This is a genomic window from Vibrio sp. JCM 18905, assembly GCF_055393305.1.
Genome location: NZ_AP043878.1, coordinates 746,492 through 760,215, shown reverse-complemented (window position 1 = coordinate 760,215; position 13,724 = coordinate 746,492). Strand labels below are relative to the sequence as shown.

Below are 13,724 nucleotides of genomic sequence, written 5' to 3'. Positions count from 1 at the left end.
GAGCAAGGAAGTCACATGAAACCGCACCAGCCTAACCTTAACAAAAGCACCAGTCTGTTGATTGCTGCGTCATTGTGTGTGGGCGCGGCAGCCCCAGCTTTTGCCAATGATGAGCTGAGTTTTGAGTGGGATTGGGCTGTCAGTTACGAAACTGCCAAGCAGCGTGATAGCGCATTTATACAAGCGCAGGGCAGTTCTCGTGATTCACTGAATGCACTGTTGGATGTGCAGGTGAATTATCAGAACTTCAGTGGCTTGTTTGCTCTGTACAGCCAAGGTTTGTACCTCAGCCAATGGGGAGAGAGTGAGTGGTGGAGTGAAGCTGATAACCAATTGCTGATTCGAGAGCTTGCTTGGCTAGGGGAGTGGCAAGTCGGTGATACCACACTTGATGTGAGCTTAGGTAAGTTGCGCGTGGATTGGGGCGTGGGTTATGGCTACCGACCATTGGATCTGTTTAAGCCGTATCGACAAAACCCTGTTGGCTTAGTCGCAGAAGAGGGTGCGGGTGTGTTTTCACTTTCACACTATGATATGGCAGGCGAGTGGACGGTGATTGCGACGGATTCAAGCTGGGGGCAACAAGACCAAAGTGCACTTGATCAAGCCTCAGAGCAGCAAGGTGTTGGTATTCGTCGATACGCGCTGGTGGGTGACACCGAGTATCAACTTATTGGTTATTACGATGATGTACGCCGAGGTTTGCTTGGCGCCAGTGTCGTTGCCGTGTGGGATGAATCCATCGCTATGCACGGATCAATAATGTGGCAAAAGCAAAGTGTCGGCTATCAGTTTCAGCAGGGTGATCTCTACCAACCCGTTTCAGTTGAGGAACAGGGAAGCGCATTCCAAGCTTTAGTTGGGGTGAACTGGGCAAACCAAGCCGGACACAACGTGATTGCTGAATATTGGTACGACAGCCGAGCATGGTCGAAAAGCGAATGGCAACAAGCAATAGAGCGTGGCGAATTACTTTCTCAGATCCCTGATCCTAACAACTCTCTGTTGGCTAGCAGCGCTCTACTTGCGACAAGCTACGCCCAAGGGTTTCAGCATGCCAATATCGTTCAGCATAACGTAATGCTGCACTGGAGTTGGGATGTAGAAGCATGGGCTGCATGGAACGGTAAAGCGGATATGGGCTGGTTAAGCGATATAACACCCACGTTGGATGTGATGTTGTCGCTGCAAGATGGCGGTGTGATTGTCACGCATTGGCTTAACTACCAATGGATTGATACCGGCGATCAAAGTGTAGAAGTGGAAGTTGCCGCACGCTTTTTAACCGGAGACGACCAATCTACTTACGCACAAATCAATGATAAGCATATGATTGTATTTAACATCAAAGGGAAATTCTAAATGTATTCAGCTAAGTTAATGGTAGAAAGTGGATGGCTACGCAGTGTGGTTGTCACGACTTTATTCTGTTTGTTTATCTCGGTAATGACATTGTCTGTTTGGGGTGGTCCTTACTATGTACATGTATTGGTGAGCTTTGGTTTTGGTTACTCCGCCTTGTTCTTCTCTTGGTTAGTCGACAAGTTGTTTCCTAGCATCCCTCGTAGACTAGAAATTGCTTTGTCACTGACCGCCTGTTTGTTGTTTGGCGTCATTAATGCGCAGTTTTGGCTCGGTGAATACTTCGGCATTTCGGGCATGCTGCCAGTGTTGCTGATGGGCTTGTTATTCAGCGGCATGTGTTACTTTTATTTTCACTCACGAGAGAAAGAAGCGATTGCTCAGCGTGAATTAGAGAGTATCAAGCGTGAAAAGGCAGAGCAGGAACGTGCGCTGTTGCTAAGTCAGCTTAAACAGATGCAAAGCCAGATTGAACCGCATTTCCTATTTAATACCTTGGCAAATATCAGCGTGTTGATGTCCCAGGACGTTGATAAGGCCAAGCAGATGTTGGATCAACTTACCGCACTATTACGTGCGACGCTAAAAAGCTCACGTGAAGAGCACACCACGATTGAGAATGAAATTGCCTTAATTGAAGCCTACTTGAGTATTCAGAAGATACGTCTGGATGGACGTCTAAGCTACAAAATTGAAGTAGAAGACGGTTTAGGAACAACAGAACTGCCACCGATGATGTTGCAACCTTTGGTGGAGAATGCCATTGTTCACGGTATTGAGCCAAAGCGAGAAGGCGGCGAAGTCAGTTTGCTCATCAAGCGCGAACAACAGAACTTGCAGATTGAAGTCAGAGACACAGGTGTTGGCTTAAATCACGTTAGTGGGCACATGGGCTCCGGCGTGGGTTTGAGTAATCTCAAGCAGCGAGTTGAAGCTTTGTTCGCAGGGCAAGGAGAGGTTGTTATCAGTGAGTCTGCTCAGGGTGGCGTTTGTGTTCGCTTGAGCTGGCCAATGGAATCGTAAGCAAGGAAGAAAGGAATGAATACAGGGTTTACTGCCATTATTGCTGATGATGAACCGTTATTGAGGCGTCATCTTGATAAAAGCCTAGCTGAAGTGTGGCCAGAGCTAGAGGTAATAGCCAAAGTCGCGGATGGTGAACAAGCGTTGCAAGCTATTAAGCACAACCAACCTGACATTGTGTTTCTTGATATTCGTATGCCAGTTTTGGATGGCATGACACTAGCGCAAAAACTCAATCAACTCGCCAATCCACCTTTGATTGTGTTTGTCACTGCGTACGATGATTACGCCATCAAAGCTTTTGAGCAAAATGCCGCCGATTATTTGCTCAAGCCTATCTCGGATGAGCGCCTCCTGACGACGTGTGAAAGAGTGAAAGCACGCCTTGCTAAGCGAGAGCAAGAAAGCAGCAATGTGCAGATGAACAGCCTGTTAGAACAGTTACAACAATTATCCGCGCCACAAACGCCGCAATATCTTCAGTGGATCAAAGCAACGCAAGGGGAAGATATTCATCTGATCGCCACGTCTGATGTGCTGTATTTCAAAGCGGAAGAAAAATACGTTTCTGTGTATGCCCAACAAGGACAAGGTAAAGTGCAGGAGTATTTGATTCGCACATCGTTGAAAGAGTTGATAGGGCAGCTTAACCCAGAACAGTTCTGGCAAGTGCACCGTTCAAGCGTGGTGCAAGTGTGCAAAATTAGCAAAGTAAACAAAGACTTTGCTGGAAGAATGTTTGTTCACATTGGGGAAAACAAGCTCGCTGTGAGCCGTGCATCTCAAAGTTTGTTCAAAGGGATGTAATCGCTAGAACTGCTCACTCTTTACACTGTAAACTCGCTGCTCTTAACCTACATTATCAAGGAAGATAAATGAGTTATCGCGTCACCCTCTTAAATGCGACGGGAGAGTTGTCTCCACTCGCTGAGTATTTACATCAGAAACTTGATGACCTGAGCTCACAGCTTTCTAGTTACTTTGATTTAAGTAACGTTGACCTGACCATTAGCCCGTTTGATCGCAATGACGTACCGCAGACGGGGATTGGTGGCTATTGCTTAAGCGCCCATCGTGTAGAAATTTTGCTTGATACTCAACGTGCAGATATTAAAAACGTGATTGAGAAAGAACTAGCTGCGGTGCTAGCGCATGAGTTGCATCACCTTTTCCGTATGCGAGCAGGAGAGAATGGCGTTGCACTTGGTGATGTGCTGATTATGGAAGGGTTAGCTTGTCATTTCGAACGTAAGGTGAATGGTGGCGTCACTCCGAGCTTGTTTGAGAACATCAAAGATCAAGATTGGCGTCCTTTCTATGCTGAGATGAAAGACAAGCTGACCAGTTTAGATTACAACTTCGATGCTTACTTTCTTGGCAGTGATGAAAGCCGCTGGCCGAAGTACATGGGGTATTGGGTCGGGTACAACCTTGTCGCGGAATATCTGGCTGATTTTCAGGGCTCTGAGCTGGATTTGGTTGGAGCAAAAGCCGAGCTTTTCTATCAATAACTCCGTTACTAAACTTAAACTAATAAGCTGAGCCTTCAAAACAAAAAGCGCCTAAGTCATAAGACGTTAGGCGCTTTTATCGTTTTATAGTGACGACTTCTTCGAAGAGGCGAGTGTGCTTATTCGCTGATCGTCACCTTCTCAATAATGATTGGATCGCATGGCACATCATCGTGACCAAGTTTAGAGGTCGTTTTCACTTTCGCGATACGGTTTACGACATCCATACCCGCGGTCACTTTACCAAACACCGCGTAACCCCAGCCTAGGTTGGTGGTTGCAGTGTGGTCTAGAAAATCATTGTCTTCCAAGTTAATGAAGAACTGAGCTGTTGCAGAGTGTGGTGCATCGGTACGCGCCATTGCGATAGTGCCAACAAGGTTCTTTAGACCACGGTTTGCTTCGTTTGCGATCGGAGCGCGCGTTGGCTTTTCTGCCATGTCTTCGGTGTGACCGCCACCTTGGATCATAAAGCCGTCGATAACGCGGTGGAAAATGGTGCCGTTGTAGAAGCCATCTTCACAGTATTTTTTGAAGTTCTTTGAGCTAACTGGTGCTCGTTCTAGGTTCAGTTCAATCTCGATGTCACCGAAATTGGTGGTCATAATAATCATCTGGTTTTGCCCTTGTGGGTGCTAAGTTGGCGGCATTATAGCTAAGTCGCATTATGATAGCAGAAATAAAAACAGCGACGTTTTGGCGTCGCTGTTTGCATGTTGAGTGCTTGAGGAAAGCTCTAGACCGTAAAGCGACCGACTAAGTCGTACAGCTCGTTGGCTTTGTGGTTAAGGTTGCCACTGCCTGCACGGTTTTGATTCGCAAGGCTTGCCGACTGACTGCTTTGTTGAGAGATCACTTCGATGCGCTGTGAAATCTCTTGTCCAACTTGGCTTTGCTCTTCGGTCGCGGTAGCGATCAGCGTGTTCATGTCCATGATATTCGCAATCGCTGCTTGAATATCTTGCAGCGCAACCGATGCAGCACGTGCTTCTTCTACTGTCGCTTCGCCACGTGCTTGGCTAGATTCCATCGCTTTTACTGCGGCATCCGATCCAGCTTTAAGTTGATCGATCATCTTGTGAATGTCACCTGTGCTGTCCTGAGTGCGGCTTGCAAGCTTACGCACTTCATCCGCTACAACTGCGAATCCGCGTCCTTGGTCGCCCGCTCGTGCCGCTTCAATGGCGGCATTTAGCGCAAGCAAGTTGGTTTGTTCAGCAATATCTTGGATGACTTCAAGTGAGGATGAGATGTTCTGCACGTCACTCTCTAGACGTGAAATTACAGTGCTTGCTTCAGATACCTCATTTGCTAGCGCTTCAACGGAGTTAGCGGCGGAGTCCACGATGTGCTTCGCTTGTTGTGCGTTGTCATCGGCGTTTTTAGCGGAATCGGCGGCTTGGTTTGCATTGCCAGAGATCTCGTGAGCGGTGGCCGTCATTTCTGTCATTGCAGTCGCGACTTGTTCCGTTTCCTCACGTTGACCAGAAGCCAATTCATCCACTTGTGAGGCGCGTTGAGACATGTTGTTCGTTTCTGATACTACCTCTTGTCCGACATGGCTGACGCTCTTAATAATTCCTTGCAAGCTCTCAACGAAGATATTGAAGTTATGCGCGAGCTGCTTAAATTCTGGCACGCTAGATTCTTCCATCCGCGCGGTTAAGTCGGCGTCACCTTGCGCGAAAGATTGGATTGAGCTGTCAAACTGTTCGATAGGGCGCATAATGCTACGGTTGACGAGTACGGCAAAAATGGCCACGACAACGGCAATAGAGACACAAAACATAGCAATAGCGGCTAAGGTATTGTTTAGCTCATCGTTTGCTGTGTTTTCCATATCTGTAATGATCGCATCGATATCATCAGTATAAAAACCTGTGCCAATCATAATATCCCACTTGGGAATGAAGATGGAGTAGCTGAGTTTTGGTAATGCTTCGGTTTGCCCTAACTTAGGGAAGTAGTAGGTTGTGAAGTCACCCGTTTTGGCGTTTTTCAACAGGTCTTGGATCAGGTAGTTGCCTTTTTTGTCTTGAAGGTTATAGAAGTTTTCTCCAACCCCTTTGTTGTTTTTTCCGACAACAACACGCACGCCTTTTGAGTCGTACGCAAAAATATAACCTGATTGGCCGAACTCTAGCTCTTTGAGCACTGGAATAGCTTCTTGCAATGAGGCATTACGATCCAATAACGGTTTGAGTGCGGAATGAGCCATCTGCACATAGTTTTTCAGTTCCGCTTTCTTCATCGCCATCATCGTCGTGTGCGTATGATTGATTTGTTGTTGGTTGTAGGTACTGGTTTGGAGGTAGGTAAACCACATCATACCCAAAGCAATCGTTAACACGGGAATGATGGAAAGAATATAAAGTCGCTTTCTTATCGTTAGATTCATAGGTACTTCCTTACGTCTCGGCGCAGCGTTACAAACTGGTAAACTTCAATAGCTTTACCAAATAAAAGTGTTAATAATTATTTTTGTACTGATTGCAGATTAACCGAGTTGGCGGGTGAGAAGTACAGGAAGTTGGTGATCGTGGACGAGAGAGACTCACATTTTTAAGCAGGATCACAATTAGCGAGAGCATTGGCCCGAGTTGCAGCGGGAGCTACCAGTAAGCCAGTATGAGACACGATACCTATTGTTGGCAAAGCGCAGGTAAAGCCAGTCTGCAATTGGCTTGAGTAATGGCCAACGTAGTGGAGCATATAGCCAACCTCGTCCTACCAACTGCCATGCTCGGTGAGTCACATCAAGACCAAGTATCAGTTCATTGTTGTCATTCAGCGCATGCAAAATAGTATTGGCTTTTTGCGCGTCTATCTGTGGGTAATCAGAAAATTCATCGCTGTAGATATCGACGATTTTTATCGCTTGTTTTACATCTCGTCGCTTAAGTGCGTGCATTTCTTTGGCGCACAGTGGGCAAGTTCCGTCATAAAATATGGTGAGTTTTGTCATTGCGATCGTCTTATTATTTGATTTGTCTTACTGAGTTCTACGTGGCGATTTTTCTTTTGGTTCATTATGTTGCAGGTAGTGGTTCCAATTCGCGCGTATGTTCTCGTAGTTATATTGGCAAAAGTCTTTGCGATCTCGTAGGTAGTCTTTTTCAACTTCATCGAGAAGCGACTTGTACTGTTCCGGATCACTGCCGTACACCAAACATAAGGTAGAGAAGTAGCGTTGCAAATCAAAACTGTGCTCATCAATGTACTCACCGAAGTCGTAGTAGTCCGGTCTGTCATCGGACTCAAATGCGAACATGTCGGCGGCGCTAATGGCCATCTCTGCGCCATCTTCTAGGAAGTCAATCATTAAGATCGTGGCAAAATTATCGACGGCATCTTCTTCTTTTCCGAGAACAGGGATGTTTTGATCTTCGATGTAAGCATGCCCGGCTTCATGCAGCAAGGTGTGTAATAACGTATCTAACGCCCCTGTTTTTGGGGATTTTCCAAGGCGTTCTTCATACTGGTTATTGGAGAAGTAATTGAGTGATTCCAAATAAAAAGTGTAAGGAATGTGTATCGTGTGCGTATCGGGATCGTACATTGGGCCATCTTCTCCGCCGTAAATCAGTGTGAGTGGTTTGCGAAATGGAAAGTGGATCTGAGATAGCTCAAGAAAAATTGGGTTTACATCGCTGTTTTGGATAGATTGCAGGGCGATGTTTTCATGGGTTGTTTCCACGGGAGAATATTCAATACGGATATTTTCCGCTGCAGTGGCAGATGAGATGGCACAGAGTAATAGCACAGGGAAAAGCAAATGAATTTTCATGTAGGGCTCTTGTTATTTGAATAACTTACATAAAAATTATACATGTTTTTGTGTGATTCATAACTGGGATTGTTTTTATCACCCAGAATCGGGTAGTTAGCCTCGAAAGACTACCATGACAACACCGTACATTTTGGTTGCTGGGCTCTCCAGAAAGCCTATCAAAACACGTTGTACTCAGTAGACCATAGATAAGTGATTGGCTTTTAAGGTTTATTTTTTTGGTGAGGCTAAGTTGAATTCGCTTCGCTCTTTTGTCTGTAAAAATGCTATTCAGCAGTTAATAATTATGGAACGAAACCATGGGATTGGTGAATGTCACTGAATTGAAGAAAATTATCAGCAATATGTTATAATCCGGCTCCGTTGTGACGAAAACGTTTGTTGCAGCTTGAGAGTTTCCTTGGATTCGGCTCGTTTATTCACCATGAGCCAGAGTTAAAAAAACTACGACAGGAACAAGCAAACCCAATTGTTTTGAACGCGATCTCGGCGTTTAGAGGTTACAACGGGAAGGAACTTTGTTTGATAGTAATTGACACATTCTGTTTAAGTAAGGGAGCCCAATGTGGTTCAGAAAGTGTCACCCAGAATTTACTCACAACACTATACCCCAAGCAGTCACGCACAGGTATTGCGAGGGGGCATTTGAAGGAGCTATATCGGCTCCTTTCACATTTAAGGGCTTGCTAACAGCGGAAAACTGACACATCGCTAAAGGAGCGCCCCTTAAACTAGCCTAAGGCGCATCTACACCAACTTTTGAGTATTTTCGAAACAGTAAAGCGAGAACATTTGCTATTGAATGAAGGTTAAATTAACACTCGATCATTACGGAGGATGAAGAGAACAATAATAAGAGGCGATATGAATCATTTAATATCTGTAGGTGCACTGGAGTCCTTCTTGGTCGCAATCAGTGTGCTTTTCCTGGGGCATTTTATTAATGCTAAGCTACCGATTTTAAAGAAGTTCAACATACCTGAGCCGATTGTAGGTGGCCTTATTGTGGCCTGCATGATTACTGCTCTTCATTTCAACGGCATCGACTTGGAGTTCGATTTGCCGTTACAAAATACGTTTATGTTAATGTTTTTTGCGACGGTTGGTTTGGCCGCAAATTACACTCAGTTGATGAAAGGAGGTGCGAAGGTTTTTATCTTCTTAGCTGTCGCATCGTTTTACATCATCATACAAAACGGCGTTGGCGTTTCACTCGCGGCGGCGCTCGGTTTAGATCCTTTGATGGGGTTAATTGCTGGCTCGATTACTCTGTCTGGTGGCCATGGTACAGGTGCTGCGTGGTCACAAACCTTCCAAGACGTGTATGGATTGGATAACGTTTTGGAAATTGCGATGGCATCAGCCACTTTTGGTTTGATCATCGGCGGTATCATTGGTAGCCCAGTGGCACAGCGCCTCGTAGAAAAAAACAGCATTGAATCGGAGTATGGTCGTGGTGGTCGGGATGCCAAAACTCACGAAAAATTCCCTGAGTTGGTGACCTACAACGAATACGAAGAAGATAAAGTAACGGCGAAAAAAGTGGTGGAGAAACTCTTCTTCCTACTGATCTGTGTTACGGGGGCGAAGTATGTTGAGCAATGGGTTAGCACGTATGAAATCTCATGGTTGATGATTCCAGACTTTGTATATGCGCTGTTCATTGGTGTGATCATCACGAACTTCTTAGAGGTGACCAAGCTTCGTAAGTTAGACGCAGAAACCGTCGATATGCTCGGTACCGTTTCTTTGTCATTGTTCTTGGCGATGGCATTAATGAGCTTGAAGTTATGGAATATCTTTGACTTAGCGATTCCATTCTTGGTCATTTTGGCTGTGCAGTCTGTGGTCTTAGCTATCTTCACTTACTACGTCACGTTCAAAGTGATGGGACGCAATTACGACGCTGCGGTTATTGCGGGTGGTCACTGTGGTTTTGGCTTGGGGGCAACCCCAACAGCCGTGATGAACATGGGCTCTATCGTTAACCGATTTGGCCCGTCGCCGCAGGCATTTATGGTGGTGCCAATTGTGGGGGCTTTCTTTATCGACATCGTTAACTTAATCATTTTACAAGGTTACATTTCATTCCTTGGTTAAATTTAAGTTCATGATCTCCTGAGGTCGAAATAAAAACGGTCACAACACAGGTTGTGACCGTTTTTTTATGGCTCGATTTTGGCCGTTTATCGAACGACGGATTATTGAATGGTTCGGCTGAACTTGAGACTAGCTGTCCAACCAAGAACGCCGATGAAAGCGTAAATGCCAACGTTTAACCAGCCCGCCTGAGAAATTGCATTCAATGGGCTTGGTGCAACAATGGCGTGCAGTGGAAGGTAAAGCACTTCGGAGAAGAACTGATCTAGGCCGTAATAGCCAAATAGTGCGATTGGCATCCAGCGCAGCGCATAAATGGCGATAAACAAAATGACCAGTGGTGAGTTCACTTTCTGAGAAATAGCCATTGCGGTTAATGCCAGCGGTAACAGTAGAATACCGGCGAACAACATTCTGATTAAAAACTCTCCCCAATGCAGCAGCACGTAACCTAACGAGGCTTGGCGGTACAATAAAGCCAATTGGTGATCGGTAGAGATGTTCAGCAACCACAACATCAAATCTGCTGCGAGCACAAGCGCCGAGCAAACAAGCGGAATCACCAATAAGCCAAACCCTAGCTTCACTAAGTGAGTTTTTATGTCGCTGACCGGCATACTGCGCCAAAACATAATACTGCCCTCTGCGCGCTCTTTGCGCAGTGTTCTCGGGAAGTATTGAATGGCTAACAAGATAGACAGCAGTCCCGCCCCGCCGGTAATCAACATGTTTACATCGTCACCAAGCTCTTTATGAATGTCACTGACATCACCACCAAAGCTCATTTGAAAAAACATATTGTGTTGTAGAGTGTCGTTACTCATTAAACTGACAAAGAGGATAAGTCCACATGCCAACACAAACAGTGGAATACGTAAAACAAGAGGGTTTTCTAACCACTCTTTTTGCAACATCGCGACAACTGAACGCATTACGCTGCCTCCTTCTGCAATGCTAAAAATAGATCCGCTAACTTCACCCCATGGATGGCCCCCATTGTTTCTGCTTGTTGGGCATACTGGGCTTTGAGTAACCATTTCGTTGAACCGAGGCCTTTTTGTGACGACAGTGGGTTCATCGCTTCAATTTGTGTGCGGTGCTCGTCGTTGGCTTCAAGAATGAAATAGTCTTCACTGATACTGTCCATCGAGGTTTGCAGAACGGGGCGACCATGCTTAAGAATCAGCACATCTGTCAGCAAGTGCTCAATCTCTGATACTTCATGACTGGCGATGATCAACACGCGCTCGCCGTCGTGAAACCATTCCAATAAGTGACGATAAAACGTATCACGATACACGAGATCTAACCCGAGTGTCGGTTCATCCAATATGAGGATTTGGGTGTTAGTCGCGATTACAATCGCAAGGTGCAATTGCACCTTCATCCCTTTGGATAAAGATTTGATGCGCGCACGAGGTTTGATGTCCGTTTGACGAAGCAGCGTATCTGCTTGAGCGCGATTGAACCCTGGATGCACGCCTTCGGTATAGTTAAGCAGTTGAGCGACAGTCATCCAATCTGGCAGAACGTTCACATCCGAGATGTAGGACAAGCTCTGCATTATTTTGTCGCGTTGCATAATGGGTTCAAATCCGTTGATACGAACAGTGCCTTGATATTCATGTGCGCCGAGTAGGGCATTAATAAGCGTTGATTTACCTGCGCCATTATGGCCGAGTAAGCCAAGTACTTGTCCTGCATGTAGGTCGAAACTCACTTCATGCAGTGCTTCTCCTTGTTGCTGATATTGCTTGGAGACATTGTTTACACTGACTAATGCGCTCATTGGTCACCTTTCAAGTGTGGTTTTAGTTGTTGAATGAATTCGTCGAGTGACATATCCAGACGCTGTATTGTGCCGGCTATCTGCGGAATTTGTTGTTGAAGAAAACGTGCCTTCTCGTCTGCAAGCAATTTTAGTTTTGCCCCTGAAGCGACAAACATACCTTGACCGCGTTTTTTCTCCACTAACCCCTCATCAACAAGCAATTGATAGCCTTTCATGACGGTGAGGTGGTTAATTTTCATATCCGCAGAGATGCTACGAACAGAGGGCAGAGCATCGCCTTCTTGCCAGATACCTTGCAGTATTTGTTGAGTGATCTGGTCAGCCAACTGTCGAAAAATCGGTTGGCGATCATGCCAATTGGTCATGAGTGAATCTCTTGGCTGAAATGGTGTTATATATAGGTATGACACCTAGTGTGCCGGAGAGAAAGTAATAATTTAAAATTAAGCGTATGTTCCAGCCTTCGCTTTCCCTAAATATCTACCTATGTGATAGCTATTTTGAAGACTTTATTGTGAACATAAATTAGACACTTCTCATAAGTTGAGAAGTGTTATTTTTCTAATCCAATCAAGGTATTTACCACCAGCTTGGTATTGGTATTCTCATATAATGATAATCAGTGGGATTTTGGGTGCATCCATTTCTTACTTGATGAGAATTTGTGGTAAATACACCCTAGAAAACAAAAGGTTCGAGAGGCAATCTGATTGACTTAGGCACCTATCTCACGTGAGCGCTTGCTCAATGAATGAGAAAGAGGAGAGTAAAGAGGTCTCATGAATCAGGTAATATCTATCGGCCCACAAGAGTCGTTTCTCGTCGCAATTTGCGTGTTATTTTTAGGGCAGTTCATTAACACCAAATTACCAACCTTAAAGAAATTCAATATCCCAGAGCCAATTGTTGGTGGTCTAGTCGTGGCTTGCGTGATCACGACGATGCACTTAAATGGTGTGGATGTATCATTTGATTTGCCACTGCAAAACACCTTTATGCTGATGTTTTTTGCGACGGTTGGCTTAGCCGCGAATTACACCCAACTTATTAAAGGCGGTGCGAAGGTTTTCATCTTCCTTGTTGTGGCATCGGTCTACATTCTTATCCAAAATGCGGTCGGCGTATCCTTAGCTACCGCATTGGGGTTAGATCCACTCATGGGGTTGATCGCCGGCTCTATTACGCTTTCTGGCGGACATGGAACTGGTGCGGCGTGGTCGCAAACTTTTCAAGAAATGTATGGTTTGCACAATGTCCTAGAAGTGGCGATGGCTTCTGCTACGTTTGGCTTGGTCATGGGCGGGATTATTGGCAGCCCTGTCGCGCAAAAGTTACTCAACAAGCACAACTTAGAATCGGAATACGGACGCACCAACCAAAGCCATCAGAGTTTCCCTGAATTGGTGACCTATAACGAACATGAAGAAGATCGTGTCACGGCGAAAAGAGTTGTAGAAAGCTTATCCATTATTTTGCTTTGCGTGACAGGCGCGAGCTATCTGGAGAGTTGGGTGAGCAGTTTTGGCATCAAGTGGTTGATGATCCCAGATTTTGTTTATGCGCTGTTTATTGGTGTTGTCATCACCAATATCATGGAAGTGACCAAGGTGCGCAAGGTTGATTTAGAAACCGTTGATATTCTTGGTACGGTTTCGCTATCGCTGTTCCTTGCCATGGCTCTGATGAGCTTGAAATTGTGGAATATCTTTGATCTTGCGATCCCATTCCTTATTATTCTTGCTATTCAGTCTGCCGTACTAGCGGTGTTCACTTATTACGTAACATTCCGCATGATGGGCAGTAATTACGATGCCGCGGTGATCGCCAGTGGACATTGTGGTTTCGGTTTAGGTGCCACACCGACTGCGGTCATGAATATGGGCTCTATCGTGAGTCGTTATGGTCCATCACCACAAGCATTTATGGTGGTACCAATTGTCGGTGCATTCTTCATCGACATTGTGAACTTAGTGATTTTGCAAGGCTGCATTGCTTTTATTAAATAGCCCCCGCTTCTTTCAACTTAACATAACAAAGCCAGTCCCTTGAGATTGGCTTTGTTATTTGTAACACGAAATCTTGTTTCTCTGACTTCAAGCCGTGAAATCAATACGTTACTATGATGACATAGTGTTCAGTTTTACAG

At 45.4% G+C, this 13,724-nt stretch carries 13 protein-coding genes; 6 read left to right on the top strand and 7 right to left on the bottom strand.

Going from position 1 to position 13,724, the window contains the following annotated elements:
- Nucleotides 1-15 precede the first annotated feature (15 nt).
- The 4 genes from ACZ5ZC_RS03365 to ACZ5ZC_RS03350 all read left to right on the top strand — a co-directional run bounded on the left by ACZ5ZC_RS03365 (nucleotide 16) and on the right by ACZ5ZC_RS03350 (nucleotide 3,896).
- Nucleotides 16-1,362 (top strand): hypothetical protein, encoded by a 1,347-nt coding sequence (locus ACZ5ZC_RS03365; RefSeq protein ID WP_464931774.1) that lies wholly within the window; start codon nucleotides 16-18, stop codon nucleotides 1,360-1,362.
- On the top strand, nucleotides 1,363-2,385 hold the full coding sequence (locus ACZ5ZC_RS03360) for a sensor histidine kinase (RefSeq protein WP_114322673.1): 1,023 nt from the start codon (nucleotides 1,363-1,365) through the stop codon (nucleotides 2,383-2,385). It abuts the gene before it with no gap.
- Nucleotides 2,386-2,400: 15 nt separating this feature from the next.
- Nucleotides 2,401-3,192: a LytR/AlgR family response regulator transcription factor gene (locus ACZ5ZC_RS03355; RefSeq protein ID WP_065645241.1), complete on the top strand. Its 792-nt coding sequence runs from the start codon at nucleotides 2,401-2,403 to the stop codon at nucleotides 3,190-3,192.
- Between the two features lie 68 nt (nucleotides 3,193-3,260).
- The gene (locus ACZ5ZC_RS03350) at nucleotides 3,261-3,896 is read left to right on the top strand and encodes a DUF2268 domain-containing putative Zn-dependent protease (protein WP_114322672.1); all 636 of its coding nucleotides are present in this window, start codon (nucleotides 3,261-3,263) and stop codon (nucleotides 3,894-3,896) included.
- Between the two features lie 119 nt (nucleotides 3,897-4,015).
- On the opposite strand, the gene ACZ5ZC_RS03345 is transcribed toward ACZ5ZC_RS03350, so the two are convergent.
- From ACZ5ZC_RS03345 to ACZ5ZC_RS03330, 4 genes are all read right to left on the bottom strand, one after another.
- The gene (locus ACZ5ZC_RS03345; RefSeq protein ID WP_020195057.1) at nucleotides 4,016-4,510 is read right to left on the bottom strand and encodes a peptidylprolyl isomerase; all 495 of its coding nucleotides are present in this window, start codon (nucleotides 4,508-4,510) and stop codon (nucleotides 4,016-4,018) included.
- Between the two features lie 122 nt (nucleotides 4,511-4,632).
- On the bottom strand, nucleotides 4,633-6,294 hold the full coding sequence (locus ACZ5ZC_RS03340) for a methyl-accepting chemotaxis protein (RefSeq protein WP_114322671.1): 1,662 nt from the start codon (nucleotides 6,292-6,294) through the stop codon (nucleotides 4,633-4,635).
- Nucleotides 6,295-6,474: 180 nt separating this feature from the next.
- Nucleotides 6,475-6,861 (bottom strand): thiol-disulfide oxidoreductase DCC family protein, encoded by a 387-nt coding sequence (locus ACZ5ZC_RS03335; protein ID WP_005392063.1) that lies wholly within the window; start codon nucleotides 6,859-6,861, stop codon nucleotides 6,475-6,477.
- A 27-nt stretch (nucleotides 6,862-6,888) separates the two neighbouring features.
- Nucleotides 6,889-7,683: a DUF4344 domain-containing metallopeptidase gene (locus ACZ5ZC_RS03330; RefSeq protein ID WP_114322670.1), complete on the bottom strand. Its 795-nt coding sequence runs from the start codon at nucleotides 7,681-7,683 to the stop codon at nucleotides 6,889-6,891.
- A gap of 867 nt (nucleotides 7,684-8,550) precedes the next feature.
- Between ACZ5ZC_RS03330 and gltS (ACZ5ZC_RS03325) the strand changes: the two genes are divergently transcribed.
- Nucleotides 8,551-9,786 carry a sodium/glutamate symporter gene (gene gltS / locus ACZ5ZC_RS03325; RefSeq protein WP_006740921.1) on the top strand — a complete coding sequence of 412 codons (1,236 nt, stop codon included), beginning with the start codon at nucleotides 8,551-8,553 and terminating at the stop codon, nucleotides 9,784-9,786.
- Between the two features lie 101 nt (nucleotides 9,787-9,887).
- On the opposite strand, the gene ACZ5ZC_RS03320 is transcribed toward gltS (ACZ5ZC_RS03325), so the two are convergent.
- Genes ACZ5ZC_RS03320 through ACZ5ZC_RS03310 form a run of 3 tightly spaced genes read right to left on the bottom strand, consistent with a single transcriptional unit; the run spans nucleotide 9,888 to nucleotide 11,943 of the window.
- Entirely contained in the window at nucleotides 9,888-10,718 is an 831-nt protein-coding gene (locus tag ACZ5ZC_RS03320; RefSeq protein WP_464931773.1) for a hypothetical protein, read from the bottom strand.
- A complete protein-coding gene (locus ACZ5ZC_RS03315; RefSeq protein WP_053809324.1) occupies nucleotides 10,718-11,575 on the bottom strand; it encodes an ABC transporter ATP-binding protein in 858 nt (285 codons plus the stop codon). Before ACZ5ZC_RS03315 ends, ACZ5ZC_RS03320 begins: the two co-directional genes overlap by 1 nt.
- Nucleotides 11,572-11,943: a GntR family transcriptional regulator gene (locus tag ACZ5ZC_RS03310; RefSeq protein ID WP_085344466.1), complete on the bottom strand. Its 372-nt coding sequence runs from the start codon at nucleotides 11,941-11,943 to the stop codon at nucleotides 11,572-11,574. Before ACZ5ZC_RS03310 ends, ACZ5ZC_RS03315 begins: the two co-directional genes overlap by 4 nt.
- Nucleotides 11,944-12,357: 414 nt before the next feature.
- Between ACZ5ZC_RS03310 and gltS (ACZ5ZC_RS03305) the strand changes: the two genes are divergently transcribed.
- On the top strand, nucleotides 12,358-13,584 hold the full coding sequence (gltS, locus tag ACZ5ZC_RS03305) for a sodium/glutamate symporter (RefSeq protein WP_006740924.1): 1,227 nt from the start codon (nucleotides 12,358-12,360) through the stop codon (nucleotides 13,582-13,584).
- Nucleotides 13,585-13,724: the final 140 nt, after the last annotated feature.